12 protein-coding genes, 24 tRNA genes, 1 rRNA gene and 1 riboswitch are annotated in these 14,780 nt (G+C 43.8%); of the genes, 35 read left to right on the top strand and 2 right to left on the bottom strand.

The features are described 5' to 3' along the window. From rrf to ACFOJ8_RS02555, 27 genes are all read left to right on the top strand, one after another. Positions 1-100, top strand: a 5S ribosomal RNA gene (gene rrf, locus ACFOJ8_RS02425); the annotation flags it as partial. Between the two features lie 25 nt (positions 101-125). After that, positions 126-201 (top strand) — tRNA-Val (locus ACFOJ8_RS02430). A gap of 7 nt (positions 202-208) precedes the next feature. Continuing rightward, positions 209-284: transfer RNA gene (locus ACFOJ8_RS02435), tRNA-Thr, on the top strand. 20 nt (positions 285-304) lie between these two features. Then, positions 305-377 (top strand) — tRNA-Lys (locus tag ACFOJ8_RS02440). Positions 378-382: 5 nt separating this feature from the next. Then, positions 383-467: transfer RNA gene (locus ACFOJ8_RS02445), tRNA-Leu, on the top strand. Positions 468-470: 3 nt separating this feature from the next. After that, positions 471-545: transfer RNA gene (locus ACFOJ8_RS02450), tRNA-Gly, on the top strand. 7 nt (positions 546-552) lie between these two features. After that, positions 553-641: transfer RNA gene (locus ACFOJ8_RS02455), tRNA-Leu, on the top strand. Between the two features lie 19 nt (positions 642-660). Further along, positions 661-734: transfer RNA gene (locus ACFOJ8_RS02460), tRNA-Arg, on the top strand. A gap of 12 nt (positions 735-746) precedes the next feature. Then, a tRNA-Pro gene (locus ACFOJ8_RS02465) sits at positions 747-820 on the top strand. 14 nt (positions 821-834) lie between these two features. Continuing rightward, a tRNA-Leu gene (locus tag ACFOJ8_RS02470) sits at positions 835-916 on the top strand. Positions 917-938: 22 nt separating this feature from the next. Beyond that, positions 939-1,014, top strand: a tRNA-Ala gene (locus tag ACFOJ8_RS02475). Between the two features lie 22 nt (positions 1,015-1,036). Continuing rightward, positions 1,037-1,110 (top strand) — tRNA-Met (locus ACFOJ8_RS02480). A gap of 5 nt (positions 1,111-1,115) precedes the next feature. After that, a tRNA-Ile gene (locus ACFOJ8_RS02485) sits at positions 1,116-1,192 on the top strand. A 22-nt stretch (positions 1,193-1,214) separates the two neighbouring features. Next, positions 1,215-1,307: transfer RNA gene (locus ACFOJ8_RS02490), tRNA-Ser, on the top strand. A gap of 10 nt (positions 1,308-1,317) precedes the next feature. Continuing rightward, a tRNA-Met gene (locus tag ACFOJ8_RS02495) sits at positions 1,318-1,391 on the top strand. Positions 1,392-1,408: 17 nt separating this feature from the next. Further along, positions 1,409-1,484 (top strand) — tRNA-Asp (locus tag ACFOJ8_RS02500). A gap of 14 nt (positions 1,485-1,498) precedes the next feature. Beyond that, positions 1,499-1,574: transfer RNA gene (locus tag ACFOJ8_RS02505), tRNA-Phe, on the top strand. A gap of 8 nt (positions 1,575-1,582) precedes the next feature. Next, positions 1,583-1,658: transfer RNA gene (locus ACFOJ8_RS02510), tRNA-Thr, on the top strand. Between the two features lie 16 nt (positions 1,659-1,674). Continuing rightward, positions 1,675-1,755, top strand: a tRNA-Tyr gene (locus ACFOJ8_RS02515). A 5-nt stretch (positions 1,756-1,760) separates the two neighbouring features. Further along, positions 1,761-1,834: transfer RNA gene (locus ACFOJ8_RS02520), tRNA-Trp, on the top strand. Between the two features lie 4 nt (positions 1,835-1,838). Beyond that, positions 1,839-1,914: transfer RNA gene (locus tag ACFOJ8_RS02525), tRNA-His, on the top strand. 4 nt (positions 1,915-1,918) lie between these two features. Beyond that, positions 1,919-1,990: transfer RNA gene (locus ACFOJ8_RS02530), tRNA-Gln, on the top strand. Positions 1,991-1,996: 6 nt separating this feature from the next. Next, a tRNA-Cys gene (locus ACFOJ8_RS02535) sits at positions 1,997-2,070 on the top strand. 11 nt (positions 2,071-2,081) lie between these two features. Next, positions 2,082-2,156: transfer RNA gene (locus tag ACFOJ8_RS02540), tRNA-OTHER, on the top strand. An 18-nt stretch (positions 2,157-2,174) separates the two neighbouring features. Then, positions 2,175-2,259, top strand: a tRNA-Leu gene (locus ACFOJ8_RS02545). A gap of 288 nt (positions 2,260-2,547) precedes the next feature. Continuing rightward, positions 2,548-3,837: an alcohol acetyltransferase gene (locus ACFOJ8_RS02550; RefSeq protein ID WP_380652903.1), complete on the top strand. Its 1,290-nt coding sequence runs from the start codon at positions 2,548-2,550 to the stop codon at positions 3,835-3,837. Between the two features lie 73 nt (positions 3,838-3,910). After that, on the top strand, positions 3,911-4,483 hold the full coding sequence (locus ACFOJ8_RS02555; RefSeq protein WP_380652906.1) for a DUF6320 domain-containing protein: 573 nt from the start codon (positions 3,911-3,913) through the stop codon (positions 4,481-4,483). Positions 4,484-4,522: 39 nt separating this feature from the next. Here ACFOJ8_RS02555 and ACFOJ8_RS02560 read toward each other — a convergent pair whose 3' ends face one another. Further along, positions 4,523-4,675, bottom strand: coding sequence for a sporulation protein Cse60 (locus ACFOJ8_RS02560; protein ID WP_380652909.1), 153 nt, complete (start codon positions 4,673-4,675; stop codon positions 4,523-4,525). A 132-nt stretch (positions 4,676-4,807) separates the two neighbouring features. Between ACFOJ8_RS02560 and ACFOJ8_RS02565 the strand changes: the two genes are divergently transcribed. Further along, positions 4,808-6,499 carry a S9 family peptidase gene (locus tag ACFOJ8_RS02565; RefSeq protein ID WP_380652912.1) on the top strand — a complete coding sequence of 564 codons (1,692 nt, stop codon included), beginning with the start codon at positions 4,808-4,810 and terminating at the stop codon, positions 6,497-6,499. Positions 6,500-6,531: 32 nt separating this feature from the next. Here the strand turns inward: ACFOJ8_RS02565 and ACFOJ8_RS02570 are convergent, their stop codons facing one another. After that, entirely contained in the window at positions 6,532-7,638 is a 1,107-nt protein-coding gene (locus ACFOJ8_RS02570; RefSeq protein ID WP_380652915.1) for a 5-methyltetrahydropteroyltriglutamate--homocysteine S-methyltransferase, read from the bottom strand. A gap of 80 nt (positions 7,639-7,718) precedes the next feature. After that, a riboswitch (SAM riboswitch) is annotated at positions 7,719-7,816 on the bottom strand. Positions 7,817-8,000: 184 nt separating this feature from the next. Between ACFOJ8_RS02570 and ACFOJ8_RS02575 the strand changes: the two genes are divergently transcribed. The 7 genes from ACFOJ8_RS02575 to queG all read left to right on the top strand — a co-directional run bounded on the left by ACFOJ8_RS02575 (position 8,001) and on the right by queG (position 14,774). Next, complete coding sequence (locus ACFOJ8_RS02575) at positions 8,001-8,531, top strand: YceI family protein (RefSeq protein WP_380652917.1); 531 nt, start codon at positions 8,001-8,003, stop codon at positions 8,529-8,531. Positions 8,532-8,699: 168 nt separating this feature from the next. Next, the gene (locus ACFOJ8_RS02580; RefSeq protein WP_380652919.1) at positions 8,700-9,338 is read left to right on the top strand and encodes a YkyA family protein; all 639 of its coding nucleotides are present in this window, start codon (positions 8,700-8,702) and stop codon (positions 9,336-9,338) included. Positions 9,339-9,361: 23 nt separating this feature from the next. Further along, on the top strand, positions 9,362-10,228 hold the full coding sequence (locus tag ACFOJ8_RS02585) for a polysaccharide deacetylase family protein (protein ID WP_380652921.1): 867 nt from the start codon (positions 9,362-9,364) through the stop codon (positions 10,226-10,228). After that, positions 10,225-11,433 carry a putative glycoside hydrolase gene (locus ACFOJ8_RS02590; protein WP_380652924.1) on the top strand — a complete coding sequence of 403 codons (1,209 nt, stop codon included), beginning with the start codon at positions 10,225-10,227 and terminating at the stop codon, positions 11,431-11,433. Before ACFOJ8_RS02585 ends, ACFOJ8_RS02590 begins: the two co-directional genes overlap by 4 nt. Positions 11,434-11,546: 113 nt before the next feature. Then, on the top strand, positions 11,547-12,197 hold the full coding sequence (locus tag ACFOJ8_RS02595; protein WP_380652927.1) for an HD domain-containing protein: 651 nt from the start codon (positions 11,547-11,549) through the stop codon (positions 12,195-12,197). Then, on the top strand, positions 12,184-13,515 hold the full coding sequence (locus tag ACFOJ8_RS02600; RefSeq protein ID WP_380652930.1) for a D-serine ammonia-lyase: 1,332 nt from the start codon (positions 12,184-12,186) through the stop codon (positions 13,513-13,515). Before ACFOJ8_RS02595 ends, ACFOJ8_RS02600 begins: the two co-directional genes overlap by 14 nt. Positions 13,516-13,643: 128 nt before the next feature. After that, complete coding sequence (queG, locus tag ACFOJ8_RS02605; protein ID WP_380652932.1) at positions 13,644-14,774, top strand: tRNA epoxyqueuosine(34) reductase QueG; 1,131 nt, start codon at positions 13,644-13,646, stop codon at positions 14,772-14,774. Positions 14,775-14,780 lie beyond the last annotated feature (6 nt).

Raw genomic sequence — 14,780 nt, forward strand, 5'->3', positions numbered from 1 at the left:
GGAGAGGCCCCACCTGTTCCCATGCCGAACACAGCAGTTAAGCTCTCCAGCGCCGATGGTAGTTGGACTGACGTCCCGTGAGAGTAGGACGCCGCCGGGCAGTATACATTTTAATATTTACTTTTGGAGAATTAGCTCAGCTGGGAGAGCATCTGCCTTACAAGCAGAGGGTCGGCGGTTCGAACCCGTCATTCTCCACCATTCATTCGCCGGTCTAGCTCAATTGGCAGAGCAACTGACTTGTAATCAGTAGGTTGGGGGTTCGATTCCTCTGGCCGGCACCATTTAATCATTATATGTATATGAGCCATTAGCTCAGTTGGTAGAGCATCTGACTTTTAATCAGAGGGTCAGAGGTTCGAATCCTCTATGGCTCACATATGCGGGTGTGGCGGAACTGGCAGACGCACTAGATTTAGGATCTAGCGCCTTCGGGCGTGGGGGTTCGACTCCCTTCACCCGCACCATAAGCGGAAGTAGTTCAGTGGTAGAACATCACCTTGCCAAGGTGGGGGTCGCGGGTTCGAATCCCGTCTTCCGCTCCATTATTACGCCGGGGTGGCGGAACTGGCAGACGCACAGGACTTAAAATCCTGCGGTAAGTAATTACCGTACCGGTTCGATTCCGGTCCTCGGCACCAGTTTAAAACTCTATAAGATGCGCCCGTAGCTCAATTGGATAGAGCGTTTGACTACGGATCAAGAGGTTAGGGGTTCGACTCCTCTCGGGCGCGCTTTAATAATCACGGGAAGTAGCTCAGCTTGGTAGAGCACTTGGTTTGGGACCAAGGGGTCGCAGGTTCGAATCCTGTCTTCCCGACTCTTTAGAAATATGCGGGTGTGGCGGAACTGGCAGACGCACTAGATTTAGGATCTAGCGCCTTCGGGCGTGGGGGTTCGACTCCCTTCACCCGCATCGAAATTTCTTTTTATAAAATGGGGGCTTAGCTCAGCTGGGAGAGCGCCTGCTTTGCACGCAGGAGGTCAGCGGTTCGATCCCGCTAGTCTCCACCATTTTACTCAATATCATATTCATGGCGGCGTAGCTCAGCTGGCTAGAGCGTACGGTTCATACCCGTGAGGTCGGGGGTTCGATCCCCTCCACCGCCATTATTGGACCTTTAGCTCAGTTGGTCAGAGCAAACGGCTCATAACCGTTGGGTCGCAGGTTCGAGTCCTGCAAGGTCCACCATGCTTTAATTGTTTTATCATACGGAGGAATACCCAAGTCTGGCTGAAGGGATCGGTCTTGAAAACCGACAGGGGCTTAACGGCTCGCGGGGGTTCGAATCCCTCTTCCTCCGCCATTATTATTATCGCGGGATAGAGCAGTCTGGAAGCTCGTCGGGCTCATAACCCGGAGGTCGGTGGTTCAAATCCACCTCCCGCAATTTTTTTATTTATATGTGGTCCCGTGGTGTAGCGGTTAACATGCCTGCCTGTCACGCAGGAGATCGCGGGTTCGATTCCCGTCGGGACCGCCATTTTAATATGTAGTGGTTCAGTAGCTCAGTTGGTAGAGCATGTGATTGAAGCTCACAGTGTCGGCGGTTCGATTCCGTCCTGAACCACCATTTGTCTTGCCGGTCTAGCTCAATTGGCAGAGCAACTGACTTGTAATCAGTAGGTTGGGGGTTCGATTCCTCTGGCCGGCACCATTTTTCAGCGTATCATGGAGGGGTAGCGAAGTGGCTAAACGCGGCGGACTGTAAATCCGCTCCTTCGGGTTCGGCAGTTCGAATCTGCCCCCCTCCATTCATAGGGGTATAGTTCAATGGTAGAATAGAGGTCTCCAAAACCTTTGATGTGGGTTCAATTCCTACTACCCCTGCCAAATGGCGGTTGTGGTGAAGTGGTTAACACACCGGATTGTGGTTCCGGCATTCGTGGGTTCGATCCCCATCAGCCGCCCCATTATTGGGCTATCGCCAAGCGGTAAGGCAACGGTTTTTGGTACCGTCATGCGCAGGTTCGAATCCTGCTAGCCCAGCTTAAAGGCGCCATAGCCAAGTGGTAAGGCCGAGGACTGCAAATCCTCTATCACCGGTTCAAATCCGGTTGGCGCCTCCATTAGTTATAATGCGGAAGTAGTTTAGTGTTTAGAACATGCTTCTACCTGAAGCAAGACATAGGTTCAAATCCTATCTTCCGCTCCATAAATTTATTATTACTGGGCCACCGTGGCGGAATTGGCAGACGCGCTGGACTCAAAATCCAGTTCCCTTTGCGGGAGTGTCGGTTCGAACCCGACCGGTGGTATTACAAGTCTTTGATTGAGTATAAATGCTATATCTGAAATTGCCCATGGCGGTCAGGATGAAACATTTCATCCTGACCGTCTTTTTTTGTACTTTTAAATGAGTTTGTGATTTTAAATAAGAAGGAGGAGATAATACGAATACTAAAGAAAAACCAAAGAATGTTGTATTATTAGTTAGAGAAATACTTCAAAGACGATAGTGTCTTAAATATCGAACTGATGTAAGCATTCCCGAATTAATTGTGGCATAATGACACGAAGGCTAAAAGGGGAATGGAGGTATATACATGTCAGATCAATGGTATAGAATCGACAACACAGGTAAAATCTTTCACGCTTTATCCAACGCGGAAAACTCTTTTGTCTTCAGAGTTTCCATGATACTGAAAGAAGAAGTAGATCCTCAGTTGCTTCAAGAAGCACTTGATCGTATTGTACATCGATTTCCTACATTGGCTGTTTCGCTTAGAAAGGGTCTGTTTTGGGATTATTTAGAAAAAAATAATCAGAGACTTATCGTGCAGCCTGAAAAAAACTATCCATGTGCACCGATTGATCCAAAACAGAGTAATGGCTATTTGATTCGTGTCCTCTATTATAATAAGAGAATTTCATTCGAAGTCTTTCATTCACTTACTGATGGAAGTGGAGCGATGGAGTTTTTGAAGACGATCGTCTATCAGTATCTGCTTCTTCAAGGAAAGCATATTATTCACGATGGAATGATAATGCTACCTCAAGACATACCAGGAGCAGAAGAAACAGAAGACAGTTTTATAAAATATGCATATAAGAATGAGAAAAATAAAAATAAAGTACGTCAAAAAGAACATACAGCTTATCAGATAACAGGTACAGCACTTGAAACTACAGGTATTAATATCATTCATGGAATTATGGATGGAAATGCGTTGAACCAGCATGCCAAACACTCAGGCGTGACACTTACTACCTACCTAACAGCACTTCTTATTAAAGTTGCCAGTACAGAGCATCCGGACTCGGCAGATAATTTGATGACTATTGCGTTGCCTGTCAATTTGAGACGGCAGTTTCCATCAAGAACGATGAGAAATTTCTTTGCGGTAGCCAATGTAGGTGTTAAAGTAGAAGATGATACAAAGTTTGAAGACATTCTCGATGAAGTTGCTGAAAAGCTTGCATCACGCACCACTCGTGAAAATTTACAGTCAGGCATTAATCACCACTTCGAACTTCAAAGAGGTATAATGACACGCATTATTCCAATATTTCTTAAATATCCCGCAATGCGATACGGTTTCAATCACATGGGTGAACGCACCAAGTCGATGACACTATCCAACATGGGCAACGTGAAGTTGCCGAAGTCCATGGAAGCACATGTCGAAAGAATGGATATCGCACTGTATCCTACAAGTAGGAGTCCGATAAGTTGTGCAACAGGAACAGTCAATGGTCGTATGACAATTACCTTTACATTATCCATTTCGGAAACTGGTGTTGTAAGGTCGTTCTTCAAGGAACTGACACGATTGACAGGACTTGAAATAGAAGTCAATTCTAATGAGTGGGGGAACAGTAGTGAACCATTGTGAAAAATGTAGTATTAATTCAAAGCATAATGTATGTCCACTATGCAGTCAGCAACTATCAGCAATTAACATCGACTTGGCAGATAGATCATATCCGTTCTACGACAGAGAATCACTAGAAAAAAGAAGAACACCGAAAATAGCAATCATTGCGGGCTTGATGATCATACTTACGTGCGTGTTCATCAATCTTATCGTCATGCCGCATTATCTGTGGGTCTTCTATGTTATGGGAACAGTCATTTATGCTGTCGTTTCATTGAACCATACCATTTTGTCTAAATCACATCTTGGAAGTAAGATTGTTGGACAGGTCGCCAGCCTGACATTGCTGCTGTTACTGATTGATTCACAGTCTGGATTCTTCAAATGGTCGATAAATTATGCAGTTCCTTTCCTCGTTGTAGCAGGACTCGTGATGGTTACACTGTCAATTTTGACGAAGCGACTGAAATGGAAAGGACATATCAGTTCTGTTCTAATGGTTACGTTAAGCTTTCTGCCAGCTGTGCTGTATTTCTCAGGTTTCTCTACGGTCATCTGGCCGAGTGCAGTCGCAAGTTTATATTCATTGATGTTGATTGTATGCTTTTTCGTATATGCCCACCATGCAGTATGGTCGCAACTGAGCAGAAGGTTTCACATATAAAGTTAAATCGCCCCCTCTTCAACGAAGTAGGGGCGATTTTTACTGTTCTCTATAAATAATTAAAACGGCGAGTGTACTTGCATAGGAAAACTTAATGTCTATGATTTCTATCTGATGATTTTCATAGAGAAATTCATTCACTTTTTTATCCAATCCCTTTTCTGTCATTGCACTTATCGTCTTTACCTTCAAGTTTCATCAGCCTCTCCATATTGATAATTACATTATCACCTTAAATAGACTGAAAAGTCACGTAATAGCATCGAAGAAATGGTAGAGTAATAGTTAAAGGGGAGATGCACATTGGATCATTATATCAAATATATGAATCTCAAATACTGCGATAAAAAGCGAAGACTCTATTTCATCAGTAATGAGAGCGGCATGCATCAGCTATGGGAGATGGATATCGCCGATCAAAAAAAGCGAAAGGTCACAAGTTTTAGTCAGAACACCAAAAACTTTTGGATTGAAGCGAACCATATCGTCGTCGCCACAGACTACAATGGAAATGAGAGGAATCAGTATCATAAGTTGGATAGTAGAATAGCAACTGAGATAACTAGCCGGCCGGACTATTTCCACTACTACGGTAAATATAAAGTAGGCGAAGATTCGTATATAGTCATCCGCAACCACTATGAACACTCTACTTTTGAACTGTGCAAGATGGAAGGGCAGGGCAATATCGAAGTTATATATGTTTTTAGTAACCCTATTCATTTCATCCATGAACTCTCGACAGATAGATACTTGCTCTCGATGGATGTAGATAATATCGATCAGATACTAATGATCTTTGATAAAAAATCAGGAGAACCGGTGGTATTGCCACTGCCCAAGGCTCGATTTTCAGCTTTTAAGTTCATTCGTGACACTTGCTTTTGTCTATGTGATATAGAAGACGGATATAAGAACATATACGAAATAGACATAAATAATGGAAGATATAAAAAAAGAACGTTTTTCAAATGGGATATCGAACATTTTAAACTGTTTAATGATAATAAAGAAGCGATGATATCATGTAATGAGGATGGTTTTTCTAAGCTTTACAGACTCAATCTAACAACATGGGAAGTCGTTCAGTTGCCCTTCAATCGGGAGGGTGTTATCCATTCACTGGCAATCAGGGGGCAACAGGAAGTCTTTTTAATCTATTCCTCAGTAGACCAACCACACTTAATATACTGTTATGACCTGGATCAGAAGAGTTTTAAGGTTATGGCTGGGAATGAAGCGTGCGAGCCGATATCATTTAAAACAGCGAGCTATCCGTCATTTGATGGAACACAGATTCCTTACTTCATCTATGAATCGGAATCTGATATGGGAGCCGTCATTCACATCCATGGGGGCCCTGAATCTCAATCCAGACCGGAATTTAATACGCTCTACTATCTTCTGAATAAGACAGGCCTTTGTGTCGCTGTACCAAATATACGGGGGAGCATGGGTTATGGACGACCGTATTTAGAAGCGGACGACAAGGAGAAGCGTCTCGATGCTATGAAGGACGTTGTGGAATTAAGACGTCACCTCATTAAAACAGAACATGCAGATGCCTCTCGTGTCAGTGTAATGGGTAGAAGCTACGGAGGTTTAATGACTCTTCTACTTGTAACGCATCAACCGAGTTTGTGGAGGGCTGCGGTGGATATTGTGGGTTTATCCGATTTGGGTACTTTCTTCAGTCATACACCGCCTTGGAGACGACGCATGAGAGCGGCAGAATATGGCTCCATGGAGACACATGGGTCTTTTCTTAAGGATATTTCGCCACTCTCCAGAAGCCGCCAAATCACTGCGCCTCTGATGATATTCCATAGTCATCATGATTCTCGTGTACCCTATACTGAATCGAAACAAATGGCAGAAGTCATGGAAGAAAACGGACAGGATGTTACTTTTACAGTCTATGATAATGAAGGACATACCTTCATGCATCGTGAAAACCTAGAGGATATGCATCACAAAATAGCTAATTTTCTTACGACACTACACGAGAAAAAATAAAAATAAGAAGCACCTCAAGGTGCTTCTTATTTTTATTCACTTAGCAATTCTTCAGAAAGTGAAACAATGTATTTGAGTTTTGCCCACTGGTCTTCTTCTGTAAGTTCATTACCGTGGTGCGTGGATGCAAATCCGCACTGAGGACTCAGACAAATCTGCTCTTTTGATACATATTGTGTGGCTTCCTCAATGCGTGCCTTGATGACGTCTGCATCTTCGAGTTGCCCATGTTTCGATGTGAAGAGGCCGAGTACGACCTGTGGTCCGTCTTCAGGAATATAGGAGAGTGGACCGAAGTCGCCGGAACGGTCATCATCATATTCTAGGAAAAAGCCGTCGACACGTTCTTTTTTGAAAAGGACAGGAGCGATTTTGGCATAGCTGCCTTCAAAGGCCCACTTCGAACGATAGTTTCCACGACATAGGTGAGTAGTGACGACCAGATCTTCAGGCTTGTTTTCAAGCGCACCATTCGCAACTTTCAAAGCAAGGTTGATCAGTGTTTCCCTATCGTAATCGCCGTCATTGAATGGCACTCCAGGAGCGCTTAGACCGGCGATATACACATCATCCAGCTGAAGGTAGCGACAACCTGCATCATAGAAAGCCTGGATAGCATCTTGGTATGCTTTGATAACATCTTCTGCGTATTCTTCTAAGTCGGGATATATTTCGAGGTTCCTTATACCAGCATTGAACAGCTGATTCGGACTCGGGATGGTCTGCTTCGCCACCGCACGATCACCCACAATGTTTTTGAATTCAACGAAATCAGCTACGTGCGGATGGTCTGGATCGAATGAAACTTTGCCAGTTACACGCACGTTGTACCGTTCCGTTTCTATGCCATCGAACTGGTAACCGTGATCTGGTATGTATCCTTCTACGCCATTCAGATGTTCTAGAAAATCAGTGTGCCAGAACCGGCGTCTGAATTCGCCATCGGTTACAGCTTTAAGACCGACTTCAATCTGTTTGTCGACGACACGTGAGATTTCCTTTGTTTCAATCTCTCGAAGTTCTTCATAGGATATTTTATCTTGAGCGTAGTCCTTTCTTGCTTGATGGATACTCTCAGGGCGTAGAAGGCTTCCTACGTGATCTGCTTTGAATGGTGCTTGTACAGTTGCTTTTGTCATTATAATTCCTCATTTCCAATTTTTAATATAATAATCCCCAACTTTTCAAATTAAGATAAGTTGGGGATGGATATCCTTTTACCTTATCTGCGAGCACTGCTCTCTGGATTTAGCACGACACGGAATGTACGTTGCTGAGGCTTCATGGGGCCAGTCCCTCCACCTCTCTGGATAAGAATTGCAATTATTATATTATTGAGTACTCTAAAGGATAAAGAATATTCTGTCAAGCAAAGCTTAAAATATATTATTCAAGTTTATTTCTTTTTAAAAAAATAAATAAAACTACTTGCCAAAAGTAAGTAAGTGTTGTAAAGTTAAATTATCTTAAATTAGAGATAATAATTAATGGGGGTATTACAATGACAAAGTTCGTATCAGATGCAGCACACTCAGAAGTCGGTTTTCAGGTAAAACACATGATGGTTTCAAAAGTGAAAGGTTACTTTGAATCATTCACATTTGAAGTGGATACAGATAAAATTGAAACGTTCGAAAACGCTGAAGTTTATGCAGAAATCGACGTAGATAGCGTCAGTACTAAAAATGCAGATCGTGACGCGCACTTGAAATCCGAAGATTTCTTTAACGTTGAAAAAAATCCAAAGATTATCTTCAAGTCACGGAATGTAACTAAGAACGGAGATACAGTAACGATTGATGGCGATGCGACTATCAATGGCGTCACTAAAGAAATGAGTATCGATCTTCAGTACAATGGCAAAGGCACAAACCCTTGGGGACAAGAAGTTCACGGATTTGAAGGAGAATTTACGATTAACCGTGAAGACTTCGGATTGACATGGAACCAGACGCTTGAGACAGGCGGCGTACTTGTCAGCAAAGACGTAAAAGCAATGCTTGAGCTTCAATTCTCCGAAAAGAGCGAATAAGTTAAGAATAACCAATACAAAAAACCACAAAGAGTAAAAATTACTCTTTGTGGTTTTTTTATATCTCGACAGGGGATATACAATAGAGCATAGTAGCCAGTTCCTTAATTTACAAAAAAATTCAGAACTGTTATACTCTCCAGAGCGATTCAATAAAGGAGATGGAACATGGGAATGAGAAAAATCAATATTCTATCAGGTGCTGCCTTGTCGATACTACTGTTGTCAGCATGCAATAATGATATCGACAGCATAGAACAAGCACTTGAAGAGACAGAGGAAACGCAGGAATCCGCTGTTTCTGATTTACAGCAGTTGGTAGAACTAGAAAGTCAGCTTCAAGATGCGTTCAATACCGATATTTCCGAAGACGAAGACTTGAGTTCTTTTGCTGATGGTTCTGCTACCGTGTTCAATAATATCGACGAAAGAAAACAAAAATTGGAGAACCTTGAGAGCTTAAGTAATGAATTCTCTGAACAAAGAGAGAAATTCGCAGAAATTGATGTTCAAAGTGTTTCTGGGGAAACTGTTAATAGTGTTGCCGACAGACTTGGATCCCTGAGCGGTTCCGTTGATGAATTTACATCAGCGTATGATGTAGATCTAGACCAGCAGGCGGACTACTTTGAATCTCTCGGCCAAGATGACGCAACGTACGAGACATTCGAAAACGGTATAGAATCGGTGAATGAAAGTCGTGAGACAACACAATCCCTGCTTGTCGATGTGGATACAGAACTTGCGGATTTGCAGAGCCTAAAGGACGAGCTTTCCTCGCAGTTGGATGCAGCTGCCAATGAATAAGATTGCTAAAGGAGATTAGGATGATGAAAAAAAGAGCACTCTTATTAATGTGTTGTGGTGGAATGTTGTTTGCTGGCTGTCAGAACGATGATACGGACAACGCGTCGGAAAATGAAATGTCCGAGCAGCAAGAGACGAGTGAAGAAGTGTCGGAAGAATCGTCGGTGGGAGAAGCAACCGAAGAGACAGAGTCGGTTGAAGAAACGGATTCAGATGAAGCGGAGCCAATGGAATACGAATACGGGGTCAATGAAAATACATACGCTATACAGCCCCTTGAGAACAGTGATGCGGATCCTCAGGTTGCACTACTGACATATGACGATGCGCCAGATGGCTATGCTGTTGAAATCGCTGAAATACTTGCCCAGCATGATGCACCGGCCGTATTCTTCGTAAATGGCATGTACCTTGAAGCAGAAGCTGGCAGGGAAGCTTTAACTACAATTCATGAAATGGGCTTTGAAATTGGTAACCACACCCAGACGCATGCGAGCTTGCCTGACCTTACCCCGGAAGCACAACGTACTGAAATTGTTGAGACAAGTGATTTGGTTGAGGAGATAACAGGTGAACGGCCACGATTTTTCCGGGCACCTTTCGGTCAGAACACCGAGATCTCAAGAGAAATTGCGACTGAACAAGGTATGGAGCTTATGAACTGGACATATGGATATGACTGGGAGGCTGAATACCAGGAAGCAGGTGCCTTGGCAAACATCATGGTAGAGACAGAATATCTCAATGCAGGAGCCAATCTGCTGATGCATGATCGTGAGTGGACTAGGGATGCTTCTGCTGACATTATTCAAGGTTTAAGAGAAAAAGGGTATTCAATTGTAGATCCGGCAAAGATTTCCTCCCCGGATAGAGAGGCGGCGTCTGAATGAGAATGCGTATGATTGGTATGGGAATTGCACTTATATTTTCGAGTCTGTTTATTACAACAGAATCCGAAGCTGCTGAAACATCAGTACTTGATCTTCATGAAGCGCCGATACTGAGTGTGCCGGAAGCATTTCCTGAGCAATTCAAATATGATAGTGGTTTTGATATTGCTTATCCTGAATCAGGTGTAAAGGGCATTTATGTGTCTGGCTATTCGGCCGGCGGTGCGAAAATGCAAGACCTTACGGAACTCTTGTCGAACACACCACTGAATGCAATGGTCATCGACGTAAAAGAAGATGAGGGATATATGATGATGGATCTGGATTCTGAAGATGAGACAATCCAGTCGCTTTCCTACGAATATGTAGATCCTGAGAGTTTGATGAATCATATGGAGCAAGAAGAGATATATCCGATTGCACGCGTTGTGGTCTTTAAGGATTCACAACTGGCTGAAGCGAAGCCGGAACTCTCCTTTACAGATGAGAATGGTGATGTGTGGAAAAACGGTCGTGGAGAAAGTTTTGTTAATCCATTTTCGAAAGATGTTTGGGACTATAATGTAGAAGTGGCAAAACAGGCTGCAAAGCTCGGCTTTAAGGAAATACAATTCGACTATGTACGTTTCCCTGAAGGATTTGAAAATCGTGCCGATACACTACAGTATACAATGGGAGAATACAAAAGTGCAGATATGGATCCAGTCCAAAAACGCGTTGCTGCCGTGACTGATTTTGTAGAGTATGCAAATGAAGCACTCGAACCTTACAATGTTGATGTATCCGTCGACATCTTCGGCTACGCGGCGACATTACCAGAAGCACCGGGTATCGGTCAGAATTTTTCTGAGATATCCAGTAATGTTGATGTCATCTCATCCATGATCTACCCAAGTCACTGGGGAGATGGCTATTTCGAAATAGCGAAACCGGATCTTGAGCCTTATGAAACCATCTCTGAGTACATTAAGGTAGAAAATGATGTACTTGCTGAGCTTGAAGAGGCACCGGTTTCCCGTCCATGGCTCCAAGACTTTACGGCATCTTATCTCGGAGCCGGTAACTATAAGGAATACGGTGTCGCAGAAATCGAGGCACAAGTTCAGGCACTTTACGATAATGGAGTGGAGGAATTCTTGCTTTGGGATGCCTCCAATAATTATACACGTGGTGTGGACTATACTGATAGCGGGTCAGGTCAGTAATATAAAGCACATAATGGAGACCATGTCCCTCGACATGGTCTCCATTTTATCTGATAATGATTCCAACAGTATATGACGAAAGCTGAAAAATAATGTTATAAGGAGTAAAGTATATGGATCAGAGCACTATCATCGAAGATGTCATGGCATGGGTACGTGAATTTCATAAAAAGGATGCGACCGGCCATGACTACTGGCATATCATGCGTGTATACAACAACGCTATGATGCTCCAGGACAAAGAGGGCGGCGACCGCTTCATCATCGAGGTGGCAGCTCTCTTACATGATTTAATTGACTATAAACTAACCAATAGTATAGATCAGCAGATCATTGAAATCGAGAGATTTTTGAGCGATAGGGAAGTGGACAGGGCTACCATAGAGAGGATCATCCATGCAATGCAGGCTGTGTCCTTCAACGGTGGTAATAATCCTGTCACTGTTGAATCGCTTGAAGACGCGATTGTGCAGGATGCGGATCGACTGGATGCACTCGGCGCAGTAGGGATTGCACGCACTTTTGTATATGGTGGAAGTAAGGGGCACGATATGCACGACCCGAATAGCCAGGTGCGCGAAGATATGACCTTTGAACAGTACAGTCAAGAAGACAACACAATGATCAGCCATTTCTATGAGAAGTTACTGAAATTAAAACTGCTCATGCATACAGAAACCGCGAAGGTGGTTGCTGAAAAACGTCATCAATTCATGGAGATGTACCTCGAACAGTTTTACAATGAGTGGGATGGAAAAATATAAGATCAAGGAGGAGAATGTCATCAAAAATCAAATATTCAAGCATCATCCAATGGTTGCCCAGATGGCAGAACATGAACCTATATTTTGGAAAAATACGAACTATGGAGCATCTGATTCTGAGAATGGGGAATGGACGTCAGGAAAACGAGACATTGAAGAAGCGGCAGACCGCCTCACCCGTTTTGCCCCCTTCATAAAAACGGCTTTCCCCGAAACACGAGAACAGGACGGTATTATTGAATCTCCTTTAATTGAAGTAGAAAAAATGAAACGTCATCTAGATGACAAGTACGGTGTAAACATAACCGGTTCGGTATATATCAAAGCAGACAATGATCTTCCAGTTTCCGGATCAGTCAAAGCGAGGGGCGGTATATATGAAGTACTGAAGCATGCCGAAGACCTTGCTATGACATATGACATGATCGATCCAGATAAAGATTACTCGCAGTTCCACTCCGAGAGATTTCGCCGCTTCTTTGGTGGGCATACCATAGTCTGCGGTTCCACAGGTAACCTCGGACTGAGTATCGGGATCATTAGTGCAGCACTGGGATTCAAAGTGACCATCCATATGTCGAGCGATGCCAAGCAGTGGAAGAAAGACCTGTTGCGTGAGCGTGGAGTCAAGGTTGTAGAACATGAAGACGACTACAGCAATGCTGTTGCCGCCGGGCGTGAAGTGGCCTCTCAGGATGCCAGTAGCTATTTCGTGGATGATGAAGACTCTGTGCCTTTATTTCTCGGATATGCTGTCGCTGCCCTGCGACTGCAGAAGCAACTCAGCTCAAGAGGTATCGAGGTGAATGACGATCATCCCCTATATGTCCATCTGCCTTGTGGCGTAGGTAGCGCACCAGGTGGTATCAGCTTCGGTCTTAAACAAGTCTTCGGCGATGCAGTACATCCAGTTTTCGCCGAACCTGTGAATTCACCATGCATGCTGCTTGGGATCATGACTGGACTGCATGATGAGGTTTCAGTGAATGACATCGGATTGGACAATCAGACGATTGCGGATGGCCTCGCAGTCGGGAGACCATCGAAATTCGTCGGCAAAATGCTTAAGACGCATATCCACTCATTCTTTACGGTAGAAGACAATGAAATGTACAGACTTCTAGCTTGCGTGTATGATGTGGAAGGTATGAAGATAGAACCTTCTGCAGCGACTGCTTTTCCAGGTCCTGCGAAAATTCATCAGTATAATGAAGGTCATAAACATTGCGATGCGACGCACATCATCTGGAGCACAGGAGGCAGTATGGTGCCAGATGCAGAATGGCAGTCGGATTACGATTTAGGGATACGAATGTAGAAACGCTGTCCAATTGGACAGCGTTTCTATTTGTCAGTGAGGAGGAGTGAATGTATAATATAATGATTGCGATTTTAGACATACACATAGTTTGATATGTGTTTCATATTGTAAAGAGAGGTGAAATAATGGATAGACATGAATTCAAACAAAAAGTTGTCGACTATGCGCACTCAATTGGAATAGATGAAATCGGCTTCACTCATGCAGAGCCGTTCCATGAGCTTCGAGAGAAGCTGGTTGATTATCACGCGAATGGCTACGCTTCAGGATTCGAGAAAGGAACGATCGATGAACGTACAGATCCCAAGCTGTCGCTCCGCTCTGCACAAAGTATCATTTCCATAGCAGTCGGTTATCCTAACCGATTGCCCGACGCTCCTAAAAGTAGAAAGGGAGAACGCCGTGGTCTGTTTGCCAGAGCTTCATGGGGTGTCGACTATCATACGCTGTTGAACCGTAGACTCGAAAAATTGGAAACCTATGTGAAATCCCTTGATCCTTCTATTGAAACGAAGTCCATGGTGGATACTGGGGTCATGAGTGACAGGGAAGTCGCGAGACGAAGCGGTCTCGGTTATATTGGCAAAAACGGTTTTGTCATCAATCCGAATCTTGGGACATATTCCTACCTTGGAGAGATGCTTACAAGCTATCCCTTCCCTCCTGATGAAGAGTTAATCGATTCATGCGGCGAATGCAATCTATGCGTCGACCGTTGTCCAACCGGTGCATTGGTAGGCAATGGACAGTTGAATTCTCAAAAATGCATTTCATATCTTACCCAGACGAAGGGATTTCTGCCTGATGAATATCGTAGCAAAATCGGAAATCGCCTGTATGGATGTGACACATGTCAGCAGGTGTGTCCCAGAAATAAGGGGGTAAATACCGATCACCACGAAGATATTGTTCTTGAACCTGAGATTTTAAAACCAGAACTGACTGGCTTGCTTGAAATATCCAACAAAGAATTTAAAAAGACCTATGGACACCTCTCAGGTGTCTGGCGGGGGAAAAAACCGATTCAACGCAATGCCATCATTGCGCTTGCGCATTTCAAAGAGGAGGGTGCAGTAGATCTGTTAAAACGGGTCGCAGAAACCGATCCGAGACCGGTAATCAAAGGAACTGCCTACTGGGCCGTCGGCCAGATAGAAGGCGACAAGGCACTTGATTATATAAATGAAAGATTTAAAATGGAAACAGATGAAGCAGTGAAAGATGAGATGCTAAAAGGCATCCAAGAAGTGGTCTAGGAGGTT

Origin of the sequence: Salinicoccus sesuvii, assembly GCF_042648145.1 — a bacterium.
GTDB lineage: Bacteria > Bacillota > Bacilli > Staphylococcales > Salinicoccaceae > Salinicoccus > Salinicoccus sesuvii.

Coding starts and splice junctions, on each gene's coding strand:
- ACFOJ8_RS02550 (WP_380652903.1), top strand. CDS start 2,548: ATGTCAGATCAATGGTATAGAATCGACAACACAGGTAAAATCTTTCAC.
- ACFOJ8_RS02565 (WP_380652912.1), top strand. CDS start 4,808: ATGAATCTCAAATACTGCGATAAAAAGCGAAGACTCTATTTCATCAGT.
- ACFOJ8_RS02570 (WP_380652915.1), bottom strand. CDS start 7,638: ATGACAAAAGCAACTGTACAAGCACCATTCAAAGCAGATCACGTAGGA.
- ACFOJ8_RS02575 (WP_380652917.1), top strand. CDS start 8,001: ATGACAAAGTTCGTATCAGATGCAGCACACTCAGAAGTCGGTTTTCAG.
- ACFOJ8_RS02580 (WP_380652919.1), top strand. CDS start 8,700: ATGGGAATGAGAAAAATCAATATTCTATCAGGTGCTGCCTTGTCGATA.
- ACFOJ8_RS02585 (WP_380652921.1), top strand. CDS start 9,362: ATGAAAAAAAGAGCACTCTTATTAATGTGTTGTGGTGGAATGTTGTTT.
- ACFOJ8_RS02590 (WP_380652924.1), top strand. CDS start 10,225: ATGAGAATGCGTATGATTGGTATGGGAATTGCACTTATATTTTCGAGT.
- ACFOJ8_RS02595 (WP_380652927.1), top strand. CDS start 11,547: ATGGATCAGAGCACTATCATCGAAGATGTCATGGCATGGGTACGTGAA.
- ACFOJ8_RS02600 (WP_380652930.1), top strand. CDS start 12,184: ATGGAAAAATATAAGATCAAGGAGGAGAATGTCATCAAAAATCAAATA.
- queG (WP_380652932.1), top strand. CDS start 13,644: ATGGATAGACATGAATTCAAACAAAAAGTTGTCGACTATGCGCACTCA.